Below are 18,096 nucleotides of genomic sequence, written 5' to 3' on the forward strand. Positions count from 1 at the left end.
CCGGAGAGGCGGGTGTTGCCTCCACTGGAAAGATTGACCATCGTCGCCCCCATCATCCCTGATCCGGGCATACCTCCGATCAATGCCGAAACGATATTACCCGAGCCTTGGGCGATCAGTTCTTTATTGGAATCGTGAAAGGTATGGGTCATTGAATCCAAAATGACGCATGTTTTTAACGTATCAATAGAGAGGAGCGCCGCCAACGTCAGTGCCGGAAAAAACAGTAATGCCATATCGTCCCATCGAAAATGGAGGAGCGCTTCAAAATGACCGACAAACATTTGGAGGAAATTGGTTCCTCCGCTTCCCCCCAACTCACCGATGATAAAAGAGTTATTGGGTTGATACAAACTCGGGTCAATCAGCCCGAGAGCAAAATAGCTCCCTACTCCTACGAGCAACGCGGTAATGACCGCCGGAATGACACGAAATATTTTATCGGCATACAGCATGGTTACAATGGTGACCAAACCGACAACGATACTCTGCCATTGCCATGCGCTCGTAATTTGAAAGGCATCCCAAAAATGGGTCCCTTGCGGTAGACCTAAAAATATCGGCGATTGTGCCGCGATGATATAGAGTCCTACGCCGCTGAGATAGCCGCTGACAACCGGAAACGGCATATATTTGATAAGTCGACCCAGCCCGATTACACCAAAAAGGATCTGAAATAATCCTGCCAGCAAAGCCACGATAATCAGCATCACAAACAACAGATCAGGCCCGATATCCTGCGCAATATATTGCAAAGCAAAAGCCGATAAGACAGCCGCTGCAGGAGCACTCGGGGCAGAGATCAAACGCTCGGCTCCACCAAGGAGTGATGCAACGATTCCGACTGCCGCCACCCCTAAGATCCCGGCTAATGCCCCGTACGCTCCGTAATGTCCGCCGATGGTCGCATAGATTGTTACCCCAAATGCGATGGCCGAGGGTAACGCTACCAGCATTGCAGCTGTTCCGCCCCAAAAGTCACCTGAGAGATTGGCCGTTTTAAACATCAAATAAAATCCTGTCTGCACATCAAATCGTTAACATAATTTATTGTACCTAAAAAAACAGCGGGTTTCGCTCCTCTACATTCCCCTAAAGGGGTTCATGCTACAATTGCATCATGAATGAAACCTCTTCCTCCGATACCCGACGCGGCATTCTGTATATGCTCGCCGCATCGTTTTTATTTGCCCTTACGATGGTCTTTGCGAAGCTTCTATCCGCCTCTATGGGATCGGTCGAAGTGACGTTTTGGCGTAATGGCATCGGTTTAATCGTGATCGGGATGTTTATTGTACGAAAACCGATCCAAAATATCGGAGGAAAGCCCTTTACCCTTGTTTTTCGCGGAGTCATCGGAACGATTGCACTGCTCACATTTTTTTATACGATCGGTGCCACTACCCTCTCCCATGCGATCGTTTATGCCAAAACCGAACCAATTTTTACCGCACTGCTTGCTTTTTTTCTCCTGGGAGAAAAACTTAAATCTTACGCAATCATCGCAGTCATTGTAGGATTTACCGGAGTAGCACTCCTTAGCGGTATGACATTCGGGTATCTGCATATCATGGGGATCCTGACCGGATTGCTCTCGGCATTGGCGTATACCAGTGTTCGGAGTCTTAAAGCCTATTACGACGAGCGCAGTGTCGTCCTCTCGTTTATGATCTCCGGTATTCTCATTCCCCTCATATTGATGATTACGGCGGAATACACAACCTCTGAACTTTTTGCTTTTGCCCTCAGCCCTTTTGTTCTCCCCTCTGGAAGTGACTGGCTGTGGATAGCTCTTATGGGAGTTGCCGCAGCATACGGACAGATTTACATGACCCGTGCTTATTTTTATGCTAAGGCGGGAATTGTCAGTACGGTGAGTTACTCGGTCGTCCTCTTCGCAACGCTGTTTGGGGTAATGCTGGGAGATATTCCTCCGACACCTACGGTTATCGCAGGGGGAGCTATGATCGTACTAAGCGGTATCTTGCTCTCTCGGCAGAAATAGCTTCTTACAATTTAATGTGTTTTGTTAAATCATCCCCCAGCTGGTCCAGCGGCAATTTTTTCTCTTCTTTTACCGAGTTCGTGTCGGATTTTAGTGCACTGCTGTTTTTTTCTTTACTCTCAGGTACGGACTGTATCGATTCCGTCGAAGCATTCATTTCAGTAGATCCGTTGGCATCGCCGTTTTTGTATCGGGCAATATAATCGTCTAAAAAAAAGGCTTTGACTATCAATAAAACCGTAGCAAAAATAAATAGATAGATAATCTTTCGCATTGTTCTATCCCTATTTGATTAATAATGAGCGTATTTTACCCTATATTGTTAACCATGTTTACCTATAGATTTTATGCGATGAGAAGCGGATGAAAGTTATGCAGTATATTGTGCGATCAGAAATGAACCGCGGACAGACGCTTTGAATAGTTTCATTTTTTCCTGCGTGATGATTGCCATAGCTTTTTCGCGCTCTAGTTTGATACGCTCGTATAGGGTTTCGGAGGGAGAATTTCGTCCTTCACGAATCAGATCATGAATGCTCTCATCAAACACTACACTTTCATAGGGGGAGAGTGCATCGTAGAGCTGCATAAACAAGGCACGCTGTTCCTCGTCCATTTTGCATGAGTTATCGGTAATCTTTAATGCAACCGTTACCGCACAGTCACGACCGAAGGTATCGAGATCGGCCGAAACTTTTGCAATCGCGGTCACATTACCCTACTTCTTGGAGATCTTCAGGCTCTTCTTGGACAAGCTTGCCGATACCGCGCTGTTCAATGGGTATATCTTCACGATAGCTTTTTGCTTTGTATGCCGGAGATCTGAGGCTCCCCTCTTTGTTCACACCGAGTTTATAGATCTCTTCGTTGCGGAAGTGTTCGTCAAACTCTGCGGTGAACGGCATATCCCAGGTGATACATCCGATACTCGGACAAATAGCCGCACATTGCGGATCATCGTACAGTCCGACACATTCAACACATTTCTCGGGCTGAACGTAGTATTGTTTTTTCCCCGTAGGGTTAGAGGAATCATCCACAATCGCATTAACGGGACACTGCTGTAAACACGCATCACAAGTGATGCAGGTATCGTTGATAATTACTGACATTAGTGTAGTTCCTTATCTTTGGATGTATGAACGATGCGCTGCAACCACGGCGGCGGATTGCTCAATAAAAGTTCTTGAAGCTTTGCAATCGTCTCATCGATACGATCGTTTTCTCCTGAGCGGACCGGATAGATTTTTGAAGCCAAAACCATTTTTGAAGCGGTAGGCCCTATTGCGGAACAATAGAGGATATCCGCCTCTTTGATCGAGCTGATTTTATAGGCAAGTTTTTCATGCTCATCGGCTATGGCATCTTCAGAACTGTCGAGTGTTTTCACATATTCGGCACTCTCCGCAGTGATCCGATAAAGTTCGAAACTCTTCGACCATCCGAAATGCTGGTTCACAAAAACACCGTCCGTAGAAGCAAATGCAATGAGCACGATCTATCCTTTTAAACCGCTACCGCTTCACGCGCTTCGCGAGCCGCGATGCTGATATCATCACGGAATGTTTGCGGAGCCACTTCAGGAGTTAATACACCCCGTTTTTTCGACTCGCCGATCACATAATCTGAACTGCTCGCATAGTGGTCGTTGTACTCGGCGGTATAAGGCATATCCCATACGATACACCCTTCCGTAGGACACTCTGCCGCACAGGCAGGGATTTCGGCATGACCCACACACTCGATACATTTTTCAGGTTTTACATACGTGTATTCCCAATCTTCACGCGGAGAATCGCCCTCACTTACAATTGCGCTTACAGGACACACCTCGATACAGGCGTCACAGTTAATACATAAATCGGTAATCATTACAGCCATAATTAGCTCCTTGGTTATTTTTATAAATTCATTTGTGCAATTTTTGTGCGAGAGGATTTATGACGAAAATGTTTTAGATTAGACATAAAGTAAACGATTTAACAAAGCGATCATAATATTTATCACTGATTAAAATATAAGCAAAAAAAAATCAATAATCTGTTTTTTTCTATCAAAAAACCACATTATTTTGTCTAATATATACTAAATTTTATAGTGGAGCAACTAAATGCAAAATATTAGTGTAAAGTCAAAATTATTACTATTGGTCAGTTTAGCCGTAGTAGGAATTTTAGTTGTTGCTGCAGTTTCATTTATGGTCATTAATTCAGTCAAAATCAAGGGAAGTGCCTACAACGACATCATTCAATCTAAAGACTTGCTAGCGGATATTCTACCTCCACCGGAATATATTATCGAGACTCGACTTGTGTCATCCGATATGCTTCGCGCAAATCAAGATGAATTTAAAGCACTGAAAGAAAAATTTATTCAATTGAAAAAAGATTATGACGATAGACAAACATACTGGAATGAGAACATGGTTAATCCAGCCATGAAAGAGTTAATCCTAGTAAAATCAAAAAAACCGGCAATAGCCTATTTTGATCTTGTATCCAATGAATTTATCCCTGCCCTTGAGCGTGGAGATCAAGCAAGCGCACAAGCATTATTTGATGGTAAATTAAAAACTTTATACAGTGAACATCGCAAAGCTATTGACGAGTTAGTAAAAGTATCAACAGAAAAAGCCGCTAATGATGAAAATGCTGCAACAAATCTTATATCTAAGGGCAATACGTATATGGTTGGTATTGTTCTTCTGGTAACCCTTGTTTTAATTGCACTGGCCATGTACATTGTTAAATTGCTGAGCGAATCGCTCACAACAATTCAATACGGTCTTGTCGCATTTTTCCGTTTTATAAACCGACAAAACCAAAAAGCCGAAAGGATTCAACTTCAGACTAAAGATGAATTTGGTCAAATGGCACACGTTATTAATGAAAATATTGTTTTTATTGAAAAAGAGATAGAAATGGACAATATATTAATAGAAGATGTAAAGCAAATCGCAGAAGAAGCCAAAAACGGAATCTTACATAAGCGTATTACACGCCATACGGATAATGTTTCCTTGGAAGAACTGAAAACAATATTTAATGAAATGCTCGAAGGAATGGCCTGTAATATTTGTGGAGACACTAAAAAAATCGAAAATGCGCTCAGCGAATTCCAAAAATTTAATTTTGCCTACCGAATAGAGAATCCTACCGGTAAAACATCACAAGGGCTTAATAGCTTGGCTGAAACGATAACAGCTATATTAAACAATTCCCAAGCAGAGTCTCAAACATTGTTAGAAAAAGCCAATATGCTCAAACAAGAGATGGAAAATCTCAGTAATTCATCCATACAGCAAGCTTCACATGTCGAAAAAACGGCATCTACCATGGAAGAAATAGCCGTTTCCATTAATGAAACTTCAGAACAAACCCATAGAGTTGGGGAACAGTCTAATGGGATTAAAGCGGTTATCAGTATTATCAGTGATATTGCTGATCAAACAAACCTTTTAGCCCTCAATGCTGCAATAGAAGCGGCGCGTGCAGGGGAACATGGACGGGGGTTTGCAGTCGTTGCTGATGAAGTGCGCAAGCTTGCTGAGCGAACCCAGAAAAGTTTAGCGGAAATTAATTCCAGCGTCAGTTTACTCACCCAAAGCATTATGGAGATAGGCTCATCTATCGGCGAGCAAGCCTCAGGGATCAATCAAGTCAGTATTGCTATTATTGATATCGATAAAGCAACACAAAATAATGCCCATATTGCCGAGAGCATTGATATAACGGCCAAAGAGTTTGAAAAAATGGCTCAAAGTATGCTCAATGAGGTTCGCAAAAATAAGTTTTAAATAGCCTGTAAACTATACTATACTGCTCACGAATGCGTTAACTTTGCAACACATTTTTCGTACGAGGTGGAATCCAAAAGCGGAGTCAGTTTAATATCGACCGCTTTGAGCAGCAGTGTCACATTGCACCCCTCACAAAGTTCCATACGCTCAAAAGCATCCGTCGTAATCAGAGAGTTCAATTTACCGCAGGGGGTATCGACGCTCACTTCACTCAGAACCGTACCCTTACGAAAATGTTGCAACTCTCCCGACAGATGGTTTTCAATGGAGACACTTCCCTCTTTCGTCCCGGTGCAGATCGCAATCGCCGCCTCTTGGATACGGCATTCGACCTCATCGCCGATTCGGAGCCATTTGGGTACTTCGGTTTTCAGCAATTTCAAATCGGTATCGTTCACCCGTACCGTTATACAACTGAAAAATTCATCACTTTTGATCTCTTCAACCCGTGCGACCATAGCATTCATAATGGGCTCCTGTTACCAGAGATAGATTACGATCTTTTTATCGATGATATTTTCAAACTGCTCCAATATCATCCCTGCCGTCGAGGTAGGTCCGAGATGGCATCCTGAGCACGCGCCCAGATAACGGAGCCAAATTTCGGGAGTATCTCCGCTGATGTAATTGACCAGTTCTACCCCTCCCCCGTCACTCGCAAGTATCGGAGCGAGATTATCGATAATGACCGATTCAACCTTGGCTCGCTGCTGAGTCTCATCCATCATCCGAAATGCGACATTTATGTCGGAGGCATCACGTTGATTGCTGACATAAGTGAGGAGCGAATGGGCTTGAGCTTCCCCTGCATGGGCGGCACGGATCATCCATTTCATAGAGTTTAGGAGATCGTCATTGCGTAACAAAATTCCGAGTTTTAATTGCGCCGTAGCCATATTGGCATCTGCCGCCACCGTATAATGTCGAATCGAGAGTTCCTTATCTGCACTGACACCGATTCCGTTTTCATACATACCGCCCAGATAGAAGGATGCTACATCATGATTTTGCTCCGCTGCACGTTCAAACAGTGAAAAAGCTTTATGGATATCTTTCCCGACACCGAACCCTTTGACATACATCGTTCCGAGATTGACCATCGCATCCGTATCGGTATGACTCAACGATTCCCAAATCGCTTTGGCTGACGCATACTCTTTCGCATCGTATGCCGCAATGGCACTCTCCATCAATGTTTCAGCTTCCATCCTCTTCTCCTCATGTCGTTTAATATTTCTACGCAAATCATCCATCGCTTCTTCATAGGTTTCTCCAAACCCTTTGACATCCGGCAGGTCGCAGCTGTAAATTTCATAGCCGTCCCCCTCTTCGTTGCTGAAATAGTGATAATGGGTGCGAAGTTCTTCCATCGGAATCTCTTTTTAAAGAGTGGTACTGCAATTGCCGTTCTAATGCGAAGAATAATAAATGCATAGCTATCCGTATCAGACACGAAGGAGCATCCATGATAGCCATCCCTGTGGAATCGAACACCCATGAGACGATGAGTACCAAACTCTTCGGTAACGCACCTTTTTTTGCGTTGGTTGACCCCAAGAGTAAAGAATCTAAGATCATTCCGAACGAAGGGTGCGGCAACGGTATCAAAACGGCTAACTGCCTTCTAGAGCATGGTGCCACCTCTGCCGTATACGGATTTTTGGGAGACGGCCCGTTTCATATTATGGTTCGCGAAGGGATGAGTGTCTATTGGCTTGGATCTGAGCCGATGCCGCTAGAGCAAGCGATCGATGCCGTCCTCTCCAATACGCTAATCCATGTTACCCTTGACAATGCCGATCGTTATCTCGATCCCGGTACCGCTGCGGGTGCGTGCGAATGCGGATGCAGTCATGAATGAGATCATCACCGCTGAGATGAAAGAGATTCGCTCTTTGATCGTCGAAACCGTAGCCAAACGCAATACCCTTAAAATCGAAATGGAAAAATGGTATGAGTCCAACAGCGAACGGTTTCACCGTACCAACGAGCTCATCACCGTCGATTCGACCCTCAGTGAACTTGACAGCCACTATAAACGGCTGTGGGATTACCATAACTCAAAATCTATCGCATCTTAAGGAATAACCATGAATGAAAATCTACGAAGCGAAGTGTTAAAACATGCCAGAGCGGCATTTGAGCGGGCATGTACTTTACGTGAAAACGAACGTATCGAAGTGTATCTCTACGACGGAGCAGTAAAGACAAGCGATGTTTTGGGAGAAGAGGAAAAAATCGTCTATAGTCCCAACCGTATCTTATGCTACCAAGTATGGGGACACGATTATCTTGAAGAGGAGATACGGGCATGGATCGATTATGCCCGTCTAGAAGTGAATCCAAAACCCCTCGAAGAGAGTATCATCGAAACGTTGGAAAAGGTAGCAGCAGCCAAAGGGAAAACCTCTGAGGAGATCAGTTCATATGAAGTATTCGCCAATTTGAAAATGGATCAGCTAGAACAGATCGAACATGCCATTATCGAATATTGGTGGGATAACAAAGAGGTTGAAAATGCCAAATCGATGGCATTGGAACAAATCAACGAAGCGTTAGCGGGTTTATAAGATCAGAGCTTTGCTCCTGCTGGGAGTGAAGACCTTTTTATCAGACAAAAAGCCAAATCAATAATACCGCACCGAGTACCAGATTAAACCAGCTTCCGCCATCTTCAAACAACATCACCAGCAAATCAAAATAATATTTATCAAGAGTGGAGACCGTATGACGCAGAGCTTCTTTAGCATAAGCGGTTATTTCAGCTCCCCAGATAAAAGCAACCACTTCGGGAAGAATGAAAAAAAGGACGATTCCCAAAAATCCCCATACCGATTTTTCCGGCTTCATTGAGGTTACGGCTTTTTGGGTAACGGGACTTTGGGCAATTTGACGAACTTTGGATTGGAGTGTATGTTTCATACGTCGAATTTTACACTATCGCCTCTTTATTGATAGAACAATAATTGTATTGAGAGAAGTATTACAATCTTGAAGGAATACCACATGTCTATCCAAAGCTACATCGCTGAGAACAAACTCGAATGGATGATCGTTTACAATGCCCCTACCGATGCGTACAAATACGCGTACCGCGGATGTCTCGTCGTCACTGAGGGAAAAGTCATTACTGCTGATAAAAGTCTCCCCCCAAAAGAGATCGTGAAACAAGTTATCCTTGCTACCAACTCAGACAAAATCGATTTCTTGGCGTGTGAACTCACATCATTGGATATTTTTGAAGGGTTTGTAGCAAAATACAAAGAGTTCTTGACTCCAGAAGGAAAATATCTCCTTTTCGTCTCTGATATCATCGGAAAAGGGTCTTTTGTGTATGAGGGAATTACGTTCAATACCTTTGCGCTGGATGAGAGCTCCGTATGGAATGACTTGCTTGATATCGCCGATCTCTCAAAAGGGGATTTGAAAAAGATGTCCGACAAAGAGAAAATCGATGCGATTGTCAAAGAGACTCTACGCAGCAACCTCCGCCTCACTGAGAAAACGTATGAAGATATCAAAGCGTTGCAACGCGGCGGAAAAGCTTCATTCGGAGCCGTTTAACTATCCTCCTCATTTCCTTTCGAGGGAAATGAGAACTAAATACATAATAACAACTTATAATATTCTCCTTAACGACTTCCTCAACTTGTTTACTTAACGCTACACAAATGTTCAATTCTATAGTAAATTAATAGATTTACTTGATATTGATTAAAGCACTATGCTACCATAATATGAATGGTCATTCATTTTGACACTGTACAACATTAATCTACATTCATGAGGAGTAGCCCTATGGCTGGAAAAGAGGTATTTTTTGGAGACGACCAATTCATTGTCTCCAAAACAGATACATCCGGAAAAATAATATACGGAAATGAAATATTTATTCAAATATCAGGCTATAGTGAAGCCGAATTGCTCAATCAGCCGCATAATATATTACGGCATCCTGATATGCCTGCAACCGTCTATAAACACTTATGGGATCGCATTAAACAAAAAGAAGAGGTTTTTGCCTATGTTATCAATCGTACCAAAGATCAAGACTTCTACTGGGTATTCGCACATATTACGGCAAGTTTAGATGATTCAAATAAGATTATTGCCTACCATTCTGTACGGCGAAAACCTGATATGCAAGCCTTAAATGCCATCAAACCGCTTTATCAAGCTTTACAACTGGCAGAGCGCAGCGGAGGGATTCACGCAGGAGAAGCATTACTGAATACCGAGTTACAAAAACGAAAGGTCACCTACGATGAATTTGTCCTCTCTCTCTAAATTACAACATTTAAATCTTCTCGCGATCATTGTATTTGCAATTGCCCTCATTTTTGAACTCGCCACCATCGGTTTTGACTGGATTAGGTTATTGAATCTCATCAATTTTGCCATTGCTTGGGCTATCTTTATTCATATACGTAAAGTTCAATCAACCATCAAAAAAGTAGCTGACGTTATGAAAGAGATTGAACTAGGGCATATGGATTCACGTATTATCTCCATTGATGAGGGGGGTGAGCTCAAGTCACTGTGCTGGAATACCAACAATATGATCGATCAGCTTCAAGTCTATATGAATGATACCTATTCCGTCATTGAAGCACTGAGCAAAGACCGTTTTCATCGAAAAGTTCAAATATCCGGTCTAAAAGGATCTTTTAAACGTTCGGCTGAATACATTAATCAAAACGTCGAAAAAATGAAAGAGCACCATAACTCACTTAAACTTTTTGATTTAGACGGAAAATTAGCAGAGATCAGCCGTTCCACCGGTGGGTTAGATGTTATACAGCAAGATCTTTTATATACGTTAGATAATCTATCCAATATCGCAAACCTCTCCCAAAATACGGCAATGAAGTCAACCGAAACCGTCGGTTCTCTTGGGGAGGTTACTGACAATCTCTTTCAATTGATTGAATTGGTACAAAACTCCAACGACACGATCAACGTCTTAAGCACTAAAGCCAATGATATTAATTCCGTCATCAACCTGATTAAAGACATTGCAGATCAAACAAACCTTTTAGCCCTCAATGCAGCTATCGAAGCAGCACGTGCAGGTGAACACGGCAGAGGATTTGCCGTCGTTGCGGATGAAGTACGAAAATTGGCTGAAAAAACGCAAAAAGCGACTAGCGAAATATCCGTCGCGATACAAACTCTTCAGCAAGAAACCACCGAGATTCAAGACAGCTCAGACAATATGAATACGATTGCTACCAAATCAACCAGTCTGATTCAAAGTTTTACCGATTCTATCTCCGACTTCAATACAAATGCATTGCAAACGGCAAAAGTCGTAGGAAACATAGAGATGATTGCCTATATAACTTTGGCAAAAATTGACCATATACTCTTCAAAGGTAACGCCTACAATGCCGTATATACACGGAAGATGGACGGAAATATTGTGGACCATCATAATTGCCGATTTGGAAAATGGTACGATAACGGGCAGGGAAAAACACTATTCAGCCACTTGCCATCGTATAAGAATGTGTTAGAACCTCACACAAAAATCCATGCCCATATTCATGAAATAGATGAAATGATCGAAAATGAAAATGCGCTATTAGAAAATAAAACGGCAATAATTGAGCGATTCCAAAAAGTCGAAAATGCCTCTCATGAATTATTTACTATCATGGATACCATGCTCAAAGAGGCGCAGAAACCATCTTAGGAGATAGGCTACTCCGCCCGTCTCTGCAGACACCCTTTTTCCATACAGTTGATGTGAGCCATCGGCTCGACAGAGCATTCCAACACTTGGGACACTTTGTCCGCATCAAAACCGCACAGTTTTTCAGATCCGATAACCATTAACGGACGGCGGATCAAAATCGGATTCCCCATCAAAAGTTCCAGTGCCGCTTCTTCATCCAACGTCTCTGGAACTATCTCACCGTTTTTAATTGCGGGAGCGGCCGGATTAAACCAATCCGCTACTTTCGTATCCCCCATAAAACTGCGAAGAGCATCCGCATCCAACCCGTGTTCGAGAAGGTTGCGTTCGATGAGGGTGCAGCCGCTGCTTCTCAGAATCTGCTTTTGTTTGGCATTGGCGGCACAAAAAGGTTTTTCATAAAAAACGACCAGTTTGAGCATTATTCCATCCCTATAAGGGCGCGCCCTTTTTTGTTAAGGTAGAAGGTTTCAAATCCGTCATCCCCCACCGTCATGCACTCGCCCAAGTAGCCATCATCGTACAACTCTCGGATAATAGTATGCACTTCATTCGTATCCATCTGAGCATACTCGGCAATATCGACCGCCTCATAAATATTGTATTCGATCTCATCACTGAGTTCAAAGACAATTTGCATCACTTTGAGTTTAGTAGCATTCATAAGATACCCTTTTTAGAGATTTTTCACGCACTCGCCTCTGCAATGATGCAGGTAAAGCAGTGTTCTTGATCATTGCAGGTCGCACATGCGGGGGCAACTTTTCCGATAGCGTCGTAGAGAAATTTTTTCCATAGTTTATCTTTGGGCTTAAGCTCGGCAAGGCTGGGAAAATGGTGTCCCATAAAACTGCCCATCTGAACGCGGCTTTTAAAGCCCAAATCCTGATAAAGATGGTTCATTTCCAGCGATTTTCTGGCAATTAACGGTGCGATTACATAGCGCGCTTCATCCGAAGCCGCATATTTTTTCAGATACCCTTCGATCTCACGACATAAAAGATCCAATTCGCTCATTGCATTATCCTTGAACGGTTTTAAAAGATAATGCAATTTTTGTACGCGATGTCTGAGCAAGCTCTTTTTTATCTGAGTACTACTTTTCATTAGGAAAATCAGGGTAGAATGCGCGGTTATGAAACGAACCAAATCTTTTTCCCTTTACGCATTCATAATCGCCATTTTGGTTCACGTCATCATTATTCTATTGCTTATTTTATTGGATCAATTCAAACCCGCATTACCGCCGGCCAAGCCGAGTGAACCGAGCCAACCCCATGAAGAGCGGTTCAAGCTCTCCATCAAAGAGCGCCCTACTACCGCCAAAGAATCTCTCGTCAAAAACGATATTCCGAAAATCATCCCTAAGCGCTCCATTCCCCGCGGAGAACAGCTTATCAAAGATGCGCAGCCTCTGCCGAAGCCTCAGCAACAAAAATCAGTTCAGCCCACCCCGCCGTTGCCTGAGCCGCTCCCTGAACCGAAAAAAGCGTTCGAGCGCCACGTCGCCAAAACCGTTGCCGATATTGAGCGAAAACCGATTCCAAAAAAGGAGCAGGGGCTATACGACATCCTCTCGAAAGCCGATCCCTCTTCGCAGGAGAGACCGATCCGAAGCTCTACGAAAATTACCGATACGATTCAGCGTCTTTACGGCGACAAATTTAACGAACTCTCAGAGGGGGAGCAAAAATACATTATCGACAACCAAGAGGTAATGCGCCGTATCACACAAAATGTTCTGGATCGCTACGGACACTCCCGAATCCCCGACAACATCCGCATCAACGATACCAATATGGTCGAATTCTATCTCCATCCCGATGGGAGTATCTCCGATATGCATCTTCTGAAAAACAGCCAGCTCTCGATTTTGGACGACACGACCAGAGAGGTGATCGAACTCGCTTATGCCAAATATCCGCGGCCGGAGCAAAAAACCCTCATCCGCTATCGCGTCTGGTATAACCTTACCGGCTATTAAGAACCGCTAGCGCACCCTTATAAATCGGCTCGTCGATAAAGCCGTACCGCTCATCGACAAATCCGCTGATTCCCTCTGCCCTATGCGCTTCAAACAATCGTACAATCTCGCGGCACCGTTCAATCTCCGCTTCGCCGTGTCCGAATATCTCATGGATAAGCTCGACCTGAGTAGGAGTAATACACCCCTTGGCATCGAAGCCCATCATCTTCTCCATTTCAAGCCAGTTACGCAATCCGTCACCGTTTTTATAATCCTGATAAACAAACGAAACGGGTTTGATCCCGCACGCTCGCGCGGTCATTAAAAAATGGGCTAGCATGTACTGCACCGTAGGGTTATCGGGGAGCAAAAGGCTCTGAGACAATCCCAAATCGGCAAAGAGATCGAGAACCCCGAGATAATAGACTTTGATTCGCGAATCGATGGAGAGCTGAGAGAGTGCCAGCCATCCCTCTTTCGTCTCGATTGAGAGGTGGATTTCGATTGGCTCATGTACCAATCTCAAAACACGGCGGACATCCTCGATACTCCGTATTTTCGGAACACGGATCGCATCGGGCATAAAAGGGTTCAGAAAAAGTATCTCCTCCGCACCCCCCTCATCCAGCGGATTGACTCGAACCACCAATTTTTTATCGCTTTCGGGGTTGGACGCCAACGCCATCGCACACAACGCCAACGCAAAAGGTTTTTGTTCCGTACTGACACCGTCTTCGAGATTCAGCATTAAACACTCGGCCTCAAGTACCGAGATTTTGGAAAGATGTTTGATATTATGGGCGGAGAGCATCAGCGCCGACCGAAACGTTAAACTACGGTTTAGATGACGTTTAACGGGAATAGCAAGAGATTTAAGAGCTGTGATATCCCCTGCCTCGATGAGATCATTGAGCTTTTGCGGGTTGCGGAGCGGCACGTTTAAACTCTTCTCGGTGAAGATAATAATAGAGGGTTTGAATTTCGGTATCCGTGAGGTAATAGCGCGGCATTCCGAGTATTCGGCTGTTGAGCTTCAGGTAAAATTCTCGAAACGGAAGCTTATTGATCGGTTTGCCTACAAACATCTTCTTTTCACCTTTGTCGCGATATTGGGCAATAAGTTTCCCCTCTCCGCTCTCTCCGTGACACAAATGGCACCCTACTCCTCGCGGATTATGATACAGTCCGGCGGCATACTCTTCTTTAGTGATAAACGACTCTGCATGGGAGAGACCGAATGCCAAAACCAGTAAAAAAAACCCGCGCACCGTACCCCTTTGCCTTGTTAACGATAGTCCATTTGATAAAGAATCGTATTATAACACCTTTCTTTCCCCCAAAAAAGGCGTTAAGGGTGATTAATAGTCAAAATAAACGAAATTAACCTAATGAGTTGAGACCGATTAGGTACTTTTTTGGGTACAATTATTTTTATAAATTTATCACAGCTTAGGTTAACCATGCAAATTGACGAAACCCTCTTACAACGGTTAGAGAAACTCTCCTATCTTCAAATTCCCCAAGAACATCGCCAAGAGATGATTGCTCAACTGAGCGAAATCGTATCGTTTGTCGACAACCTCTCAGAACTCTCTACCGAAGGAGTCGACGCGACATTCGCGATGTCTGACGTGGCTACTCGCCTCAGAGACGATGTCGGTGCGGTTGATCGTGCAATAAACGATGATATTTTAGCCCATGCCCCCCATTCATCAGAGCATTTTTTCATCGTTCCGAAAATTATCGAGTAACCGATGACGCATGTGTATGGGATAAAAAGTTGCGGCAGCGTCCAAAAAGCACTCCGGTTTTTAGATGCCCGCGGTATTGCCTATACGTTTCATGACTTTAAAACCGCTCCCGTCTCCCTTGAAAAAATCAAATCATGGGCTGAGCAAATTCCCCTTTCTACCCTTTTAAATACCAAAGGAACCACCTACCGAACCTTAGGATTGAAAGCGCATAATTTGGAGGATGGCGGCAAAATAGAGTGGATGAGCAATCATAATCTCCTCATTAAACGGCCGGTTATTGAATATCAAGATACACTCATCGTCGGATTTGATGAATCTTATTACGAAGGGAAATTTCTCTCATGAATACGGCGTTAGATATTTATAAACTTCTCAAAAGTGTTGTGGCGTACAAGGCGTCTGATTTACACCTTGTCAGCCGTTCCGAACCGCAGATTCGCATCGACGGCCGTCTTGTTGCCCTCAATCTTCCAGTACTGGATGGGCAAAGCATCGAGGAGATGGGCTATTCCCTCCTTACCGAAAAGCAAAAAAAAGCGTTTGAAGAGAATAATGAACTCGACTTTTCGATTGTCATTCCCGATGTCGGCCGTTTTCGTGCCAACTACTACAAAACGATGGATGAGATTGCCTGTGCGTTTCGTATCATCCCCGTTATCATCCCGTCCCTCGATGATTTGAACGCCAAAAAAATATTTAAAGAGCTTATTAAACGGGAAAAAGGGCTTATTCTCGTCACCGGGCCGACCGGTAGCGGTAAATCAACAACCCTTGCGGCCATGCTGAATGAGATCAACATGAACGAAGCCCGTCATATCATCACCGTTGAAGATCCGGTCGAGTTTGTCCATAACAATAAAAAATCCCTCTTCTCCCACCGTAATGTCGGAACCGATACCAAAAGCTTCTCGAATGCATTGAAATACGCTCTGCGTGAAGACCCGGATGTTATTTTGATCGGGGAGATGCGTGATCGTGAAACCATTTCGGCTGCGTTAACGGCAGCAGAAACGGGTCACTTGGTATTCGGAACGCTCCATACCAACTCGGCACCGCAGACCATCAACCGTATTATTGACGTCTTTGCCGGTGATGAACAGCCCCAAGTGCGCGCACAGTTATCAACGTCCCTTATCGCCGTTATATCCCAAGCCCTTTTACCGAAAATCGGGGGTGGACGCATCGCGGCACAAGAGGTTATGATTACCAATCCCGCCATTGCCAATCTTATCCGTGAGGACAAAGTCCATCAGCTTTACTCACAAATGCAGTTGAATCAGCAAGAGACCCATATGACAACCCAAACACAGGAAATTATCGACTTCTTGCGGAAAAAACTGATTAATAAAGAGACGGCATTGCAATATTCCAACAAACCGGATGAACTCGTACGGATCATTAACTCCATATAAAATCTCCCCCCGCATCGGGGAAATCTTAAAATTTATTTCAGAACTCCGTTTTTATCCCATTGTTTAGGAAACTTATCCCCCTTCATCGTTTATAATTCCTTATTATGAAACATGAACACTTACTCAAGCATCATCAGCTTAAAGCGACACCCCAGCGTTTGGCTATCATTCAATTAATGCATTATGCGGGACACATAGGGATCGATGAGCTGTATCAGGAAGTTCGGAAAAAATTCTCCTCTATCTCCTTGGCGACGTTGTATAAAAACGTTCATACGATGTTGGATGTCGCCCTCATACGTGAAGTCAAAATTCCGGGGCACAAAACCAAATACGAGATATCCAAAGAGTCCCATGCCCATATCTTATGCAAATCGTGCGGAGAGCTCAAAGACGTTCCGCTAGAACCTGTCTCATTGCTTCAAAAGTCTATTGATATAAGTCATTATAAAGTGGAAGAGGTATCGGTTGTGATATCAGGGATTTGTCCCGAATGTCAGAAGAAGTGATTTTAACTGAAAGATTCTGAACCACGTTCAGGATGACAAGGCGTTTTTGTCATTCCGCACACACCTCCCCTATTAGAGTATGAGACGGAATTTACTTAACGATGTGCTTCTTTGAGGGTATCGGCAATCAAAAATGCCAACTCTAACGACTGATCTGCATTCAGACGCGGGTCACAGTGAGTATGGTAACGGCTTTTGAGATTCTCAGAGGTAATCTCAAACGATCCCCCCAGACACTCGGTAACATTTTTACCCGTCATCTCCAAATGTACCCCACCGGCGTACGTCCCTTCCGATTTATGCACTTGGAAAAATTGTTTCATCTCTTTGAGAACGGCATCAACCGGACGGGTTTTGTACCCGTTGCTGGTGATGGTATTTCCATGCATCGGATCACAGCTCCAAAGCACTTTCTTCCCTTCGCGCTCTATTGCACGGATCAAGGCCGGCATTCCGTCGGCTACTTTGTCCGCACCCATACGGACAATGACGTTCAATCGTCCCGCTTCGTTGTCAGGATTGAGGACATCACACAAACGGATTAAATCCTCCGGATCCATCGACGGGCCCGCTTTTACCCCGATCGGGTTTTTAATACCGCGCATAAACTCAACATGAGCCCCCTCAAGCTGACGGGTACGATCGCCGATCCACAGCATATGAGACGATACGTCGTACCATTCACCCGTCAAAGAGTCTTGTCGCGTAAACGCCTCTTCGTAATTGAGCAACAAGGCTTCATGAGAGGTATAAAAATCGGTTTCACGCAATGTTCGGTAGGTATCGGAAGTGATACCACACGCCGCCATAAACCGGAGTGAATCATCGATTTTGCGAGAGAGTTCGTCGTATTTTTTTGTCAAATCGTTTTGTCCGACGAACCCTAGATTCCACGCATGTACTTGATGCAGATCAGCCAAACCACCCGATGCGAAAGCATGAAGGAGATTCAA

The 18,096-nt window shown here is 44.1% G+C and carries 28 protein-coding genes; 13 read left to right on the forward strand and 15 right to left on the reverse strand.

Going from position 1 to position 18,096, the window contains the following annotated elements; genetic code table 11:
* The coding region (locus Q0C19_RS04380) for a SulP family inorganic anion transporter (protein WP_295053140.1) at positions 1-1,007 on the reverse strand (1,007 nt) is incomplete at its 3' end.
* A gap of 113 nt (positions 1,008-1,120) precedes the next feature.
* Between Q0C19_RS04380 and Q0C19_RS04385 the strand changes: the two genes are divergently transcribed.
* Positions 1,121-2,005 (forward strand): DMT family transporter, encoded by an 885-nt coding sequence (locus Q0C19_RS04385; RefSeq protein ID WP_295053142.1) that lies wholly within the window; start codon positions 1,121-1,123, stop codon positions 2,003-2,005.
* Positions 2,006-2,009: 4 nt separating this feature from the next.
* Here Q0C19_RS04385 and Q0C19_RS04390 read toward each other — a convergent pair whose 3' ends face one another.
* The 5 genes from Q0C19_RS04390 to Q0C19_RS04410 all read right to left on the reverse strand — a co-directional run bounded on the left by Q0C19_RS04390 (position 2,010) and on the right by Q0C19_RS04410 (position 3,886).
* A complete protein-coding gene (locus Q0C19_RS04390; RefSeq protein ID WP_295053145.1) occupies positions 2,010-2,279 on the reverse strand; it encodes a hypothetical protein in 270 nt (89 codons plus the stop codon).
* 96 nt (positions 2,280-2,375) lie between these two features.
* A complete protein-coding gene (locus Q0C19_RS04395) occupies positions 2,376-2,717 on the reverse strand; it encodes a hypothetical protein (protein WP_295053147.1) in 342 nt (113 codons plus the stop codon).
* Between the two features lies 1 nt (position 2,718).
* Positions 2,719-3,117, reverse strand: coding sequence for a 4Fe-4S dicluster domain-containing protein (locus Q0C19_RS04400; protein ID WP_295053149.1), 399 nt, complete (start codon positions 3,115-3,117; stop codon positions 2,719-2,721).
* Positions 3,117-3,500 carry a NifB/NifX family molybdenum-iron cluster-binding protein gene (locus tag Q0C19_RS04405; protein ID WP_295053151.1) on the reverse strand — a complete coding sequence of 128 codons (384 nt, stop codon included), beginning with the start codon at positions 3,498-3,500 and terminating at the stop codon, positions 3,117-3,119. Before Q0C19_RS04405 ends, Q0C19_RS04400 begins: the two co-directional genes overlap by 1 nt.
* Before the next feature lie 11 nt (positions 3,501-3,511).
* Positions 3,512-3,886 (reverse strand): 4Fe-4S dicluster domain-containing protein, encoded by a 375-nt coding sequence (locus Q0C19_RS04410; protein ID WP_295053153.1) that lies wholly within the window; start codon positions 3,884-3,886, stop codon positions 3,512-3,514.
* 229 nt (positions 3,887-4,115) lie between these two features.
* On the opposite strand from Q0C19_RS04410, the gene Q0C19_RS04415 reads away from it, so the two are divergent.
* The gene (locus Q0C19_RS04415; RefSeq protein ID WP_295053154.1) at positions 4,116-5,801 is read left to right on the forward strand and encodes a methyl-accepting chemotaxis protein; all 1,686 of its coding nucleotides are present in this window, start codon (positions 4,116-4,118) and stop codon (positions 5,799-5,801) included.
* A gap of 26 nt (positions 5,802-5,827) precedes the next feature.
* On the opposite strand, the gene Q0C19_RS04420 is transcribed toward Q0C19_RS04415, so the two are convergent.
* Together Q0C19_RS04420 and Q0C19_RS04425 are read right to left on the reverse strand one after the other, a co-directional pair.
* Positions 5,828-6,271 carry a TOBE domain-containing protein gene (locus Q0C19_RS04420; protein ID WP_295053156.1) on the reverse strand — a complete coding sequence of 148 codons (444 nt, stop codon included), beginning with the start codon at positions 6,269-6,271 and terminating at the stop codon, positions 5,828-5,830.
* 12 nt (positions 6,272-6,283) lie between these two features.
* A complete protein-coding gene (locus Q0C19_RS04425; protein ID WP_295053157.1) occupies positions 6,284-7,174 on the reverse strand; it encodes a NifU family protein in 891 nt (296 codons plus the stop codon).
* A gap of 95 nt (positions 7,175-7,269) precedes the next feature.
* On the opposite strand from Q0C19_RS04425, the gene Q0C19_RS04430 reads away from it, so the two are divergent.
* The 3 genes from Q0C19_RS04430 to Q0C19_RS04440 are packed head-to-tail and all read left to right on the forward strand — an operon-like array spanning position 7,270 to position 8,374.
* Positions 7,270-7,665, forward strand: coding sequence for a NifB/NifX family molybdenum-iron cluster-binding protein (locus Q0C19_RS04430; protein ID WP_295053159.1), 396 nt, complete (start codon positions 7,270-7,272; stop codon positions 7,663-7,665).
* Positions 7,658-7,885 (forward strand): hypothetical protein, encoded by a 228-nt coding sequence (locus tag Q0C19_RS04435; RefSeq protein WP_295053162.1) that lies wholly within the window; start codon positions 7,658-7,660, stop codon positions 7,883-7,885. The genes Q0C19_RS04430 and Q0C19_RS04435 overlap by 8 nt, the downstream gene beginning before the upstream one ends.
* A 9-nt stretch (positions 7,886-7,894) precedes the next feature.
* Entirely contained in the window at positions 7,895-8,374 is a 480-nt protein-coding gene (locus tag Q0C19_RS04440; RefSeq protein ID WP_295053163.1) for a hypothetical protein, read from the forward strand.
* Positions 8,375-8,414: 40 nt separating this feature from the next.
* On the opposite strand, the gene Q0C19_RS04445 is transcribed toward Q0C19_RS04440, so the two are convergent.
* A complete protein-coding gene (locus Q0C19_RS04445; RefSeq protein ID WP_295053165.1) occupies positions 8,415-8,726 on the reverse strand; it encodes a hypothetical protein in 312 nt (103 codons plus the stop codon).
* A gap of 84 nt (positions 8,727-8,810) precedes the next feature.
* On the opposite strand from Q0C19_RS04445, the gene Q0C19_RS04450 reads away from it, so the two are divergent.
* The 3 genes from Q0C19_RS04450 (at position 8,811) to Q0C19_RS04460 (ending at position 11,499) form a co-directional block, all read left to right on the forward strand.
* A complete protein-coding gene (locus Q0C19_RS04450; protein WP_295053166.1) occupies positions 8,811-9,368 on the forward strand; it encodes a hypothetical protein in 558 nt (185 codons plus the stop codon).
* 234 nt (positions 9,369-9,602) lie between these two features.
* Positions 9,603-10,091 carry a PAS domain-containing protein gene (locus tag Q0C19_RS04455; RefSeq protein ID WP_295053167.1) on the forward strand — a complete coding sequence of 163 codons (489 nt, stop codon included), beginning with the start codon at positions 9,603-9,605 and terminating at the stop codon, positions 10,089-10,091.
* Positions 10,069-11,499, forward strand: coding sequence for a methyl-accepting chemotaxis protein (locus Q0C19_RS04460; RefSeq protein ID WP_295053168.1), 1,431 nt, complete (start codon positions 10,069-10,071; stop codon positions 11,497-11,499). Before Q0C19_RS04455 ends, Q0C19_RS04460 begins: the two co-directional genes overlap by 23 nt.
* A gap of 8 nt (positions 11,500-11,507) precedes the next feature.
* Here the strand turns inward: Q0C19_RS04460 and Q0C19_RS04465 are convergent, their stop codons facing one another.
* From Q0C19_RS04465 to Q0C19_RS04475, 3 genes are read right to left on the reverse strand one after another with little or no spacing between them, the layout of a single operon-like run.
* Complete coding sequence (locus tag Q0C19_RS04465; RefSeq protein ID WP_295053169.1) at positions 11,508-11,924, reverse strand: ArsC/Spx/MgsR family protein; 417 nt, start codon at positions 11,922-11,924, stop codon at positions 11,508-11,510.
* Positions 11,924-12,166 (reverse strand): hypothetical protein, encoded by a 243-nt coding sequence (locus Q0C19_RS04470; protein WP_295053170.1) that lies wholly within the window; start codon positions 12,164-12,166, stop codon positions 11,924-11,926. Before Q0C19_RS04470 ends, Q0C19_RS04465 begins: the two co-directional genes overlap by 1 nt.
* A gap of 23 nt (positions 12,167-12,189) precedes the next feature.
* On the reverse strand, positions 12,190-12,609 hold the full coding sequence (locus tag Q0C19_RS04475; protein ID WP_295053171.1) for a nitrogen fixation protein NifQ: 420 nt from the start codon (positions 12,607-12,609) through the stop codon (positions 12,190-12,192).
* Between the two features lie 28 nt (positions 12,610-12,637).
* Here Q0C19_RS04475 and Q0C19_RS04480 point away from each other — a divergent pair, with 28 nt between their 5' ends.
* Positions 12,638-13,486: an energy transducer TonB gene (locus Q0C19_RS04480; RefSeq protein WP_295053172.1), complete on the forward strand. Its 849-nt coding sequence runs from the start codon at positions 12,638-12,640 to the stop codon at positions 13,484-13,486.
* Here the strand turns inward: Q0C19_RS04480 and Q0C19_RS04485 are convergent.
* Both Q0C19_RS04485 and Q0C19_RS04490 read right to left on the reverse strand, forming a co-directional pair.
* Positions 13,473-14,405, reverse strand: coding sequence for an aldolase/citrate lyase family protein (locus Q0C19_RS04485; RefSeq protein ID WP_295053173.1), 933 nt, complete (start codon positions 14,403-14,405; stop codon positions 13,473-13,475). The two genes, Q0C19_RS04480 and Q0C19_RS04485, sit on opposite strands and share 14 nt — an antisense overlap.
* The gene (locus Q0C19_RS04490) at positions 14,374-14,736 is read right to left on the reverse strand and encodes a cytochrome c (protein WP_295053174.1); all 363 of its coding nucleotides are present in this window, start codon (positions 14,734-14,736) and stop codon (positions 14,374-14,376) included. The genes Q0C19_RS04485 and Q0C19_RS04490 overlap by 32 nt, the downstream gene beginning before the upstream one ends.
* A 192-nt stretch (positions 14,737-14,928) precedes the next feature.
* Here Q0C19_RS04490 and gatC point away from each other — a divergent pair, with 192 nt between their 5' ends.
* The 4 genes from gatC (at position 14,929) to Q0C19_RS04510 (ending at position 17,143) form a co-directional block, all read left to right on the forward strand.
* On the forward strand, positions 14,929-15,219 hold the full coding sequence (gene gatC / locus Q0C19_RS04495) for an Asp-tRNA(Asn)/Glu-tRNA(Gln) amidotransferase subunit GatC (protein ID WP_295053175.1): 291 nt from the start codon (positions 14,929-14,931) through the stop codon (positions 15,217-15,219).
* 3 nt (positions 15,220-15,222) lie between these two features.
* The gene (locus tag Q0C19_RS04500; protein WP_295053177.1) at positions 15,223-15,567 is read left to right on the forward strand and encodes an arsenate reductase family protein; all 345 of its coding nucleotides are present in this window, start codon (positions 15,223-15,225) and stop codon (positions 15,565-15,567) included.
* Positions 15,564-16,634: a type IV pilus twitching motility protein PilT gene (locus Q0C19_RS04505; RefSeq protein ID WP_295053179.1), complete on the forward strand. Its 1,071-nt coding sequence runs from the start codon at positions 15,564-15,566 to the stop codon at positions 16,632-16,634. The genes Q0C19_RS04500 and Q0C19_RS04505 overlap by 4 nt, the downstream gene beginning before the upstream one ends.
* Positions 16,635-16,738: 104 nt before the next feature.
* Entirely contained in the window at positions 16,739-17,143 is a 405-nt protein-coding gene (locus tag Q0C19_RS04510; RefSeq protein WP_295053181.1) for a Fur family transcriptional regulator, read from the forward strand.
* Between the two features lie 95 nt (positions 17,144-17,238).
* Here Q0C19_RS04510 and Q0C19_RS04515 read toward each other — a convergent pair.
* On the reverse strand, positions 17,239-18,096 hold an 858-nt coding region (locus Q0C19_RS04515), incomplete at its 5' end, for a 3-deoxy-7-phosphoheptulonate synthase (RefSeq protein ID WP_295053183.1).

Origin of the sequence: Sulfuricurvum sp., from assembly GCF_023250475.1 — a bacterium.
Lineage (GTDB): Bacteria > Campylobacterota > Campylobacteria > Campylobacterales > Sulfurimonadaceae > Sulfuricurvum.

Bases quoted from the DNA above. Each gene is read 5' to 3' on its own strand.
- Q0C19_RS04410 (WP_295053153.1), bottom strand. From the start codon at position 3,886: ATGGCTGTAATGATTACCGATTTATGTATTAACTGTGACGCCTGTATC.
- Q0C19_RS04480 (WP_295053172.1), top strand. From the start codon at position 12,638: ATGAAACGAACCAAATCTTTTTCCCTTTACGCATTCATAATCGCCATT.
- Q0C19_RS04415 (WP_295053154.1), top strand. From the start codon at position 4,116: ATGCAAAATATTAGTGTAAAGTCAAAATTATTACTATTGGTCAGTTTA.
- Q0C19_RS04505 (WP_295053179.1), top strand. From the start codon at position 15,564: ATGAATACGGCGTTAGATATTTATAAACTTCTCAAAAGTGTTGTGGCG.
- Q0C19_RS04400 (WP_295053149.1), bottom strand. From the start codon at position 3,117: ATGTCAGTAATTATCAACGATACCTGCATCACTTGTGATGCGTGTTTA.
- gatC (WP_295053175.1), top strand. From the start codon at position 14,929: ATGCAAATTGACGAAACCCTCTTACAACGGTTAGAGAAACTCTCCTAT.
- Q0C19_RS04475 (WP_295053171.1), bottom strand. From the start codon at position 12,609: ATGAAAAGTAGTACTCAGATAAAAAAGAGCTTGCTCAGACATCGCGTA.
- Q0C19_RS04430 (WP_295053159.1), top strand. From the start codon at position 7,270: ATGATAGCCATCCCTGTGGAATCGAACACCCATGAGACGATGAGTACC.
- Q0C19_RS04455 (WP_295053167.1), top strand. From the start codon at position 9,603: ATGGCTGGAAAAGAGGTATTTTTTGGAGACGACCAATTCATTGTCTCC.
- Q0C19_RS04420 (WP_295053156.1), bottom strand. From the start codon at position 6,271: ATGAATGCTATGGTCGCACGGGTTGAAGAGATCAAAAGTGATGAATTT.
- Q0C19_RS04390 (WP_295053145.1), bottom strand. From the start codon at position 2,279: ATGCGAAAGATTATCTATCTATTTATTTTTGCTACGGTTTTATTGATA.
- Q0C19_RS04445 (WP_295053165.1), bottom strand. From the start codon at position 8,726: ATGAAACATACACTCCAATCCAAAGTTCGTCAAATTGCCCAAAGTCCC.
- Q0C19_RS04435 (WP_295053162.1), top strand. From the start codon at position 7,658: ATGAATGAGATCATCACCGCTGAGATGAAAGAGATTCGCTCTTTGATC.
- Q0C19_RS04450 (WP_295053166.1), top strand. From the start codon at position 8,811: ATGTCTATCCAAAGCTACATCGCTGAGAACAAACTCGAATGGATGATC.
- Q0C19_RS04465 (WP_295053169.1), bottom strand. From the start codon at position 11,924: ATGCTCAAACTGGTCGTTTTTTATGAAAAACCTTTTTGTGCCGCCAAT.
- Q0C19_RS04460 (WP_295053168.1), top strand. From the start codon at position 10,069: ATGAATTTGTCCTCTCTCTCTAAATTACAACATTTAAATCTTCTCGCG.
- Q0C19_RS04440 (WP_295053163.1), top strand. From the start codon at position 7,895: ATGAATGAAAATCTACGAAGCGAAGTGTTAAAACATGCCAGAGCGGCA.
- Q0C19_RS04500 (WP_295053177.1), top strand. From the start codon at position 15,223: ATGACGCATGTGTATGGGATAAAAAGTTGCGGCAGCGTCCAAAAAGCA.
- Q0C19_RS04425 (WP_295053157.1), bottom strand. From the start codon at position 7,174: ATGGAAGAACTTCGCACCCATTATCACTATTTCAGCAACGAAGAGGGG.
- Q0C19_RS04470 (WP_295053170.1), bottom strand. From the start codon at position 12,166: ATGAATGCTACTAAACTCAAAGTGATGCAAATTGTCTTTGAACTCAGT.
- Q0C19_RS04385 (WP_295053142.1), top strand. From the start codon at position 1,121: ATGAATGAAACCTCTTCCTCCGATACCCGACGCGGCATTCTGTATATG.
- Q0C19_RS04510 (WP_295053181.1), top strand. From the start codon at position 16,739: ATGAAACATGAACACTTACTCAAGCATCATCAGCTTAAAGCGACACCC.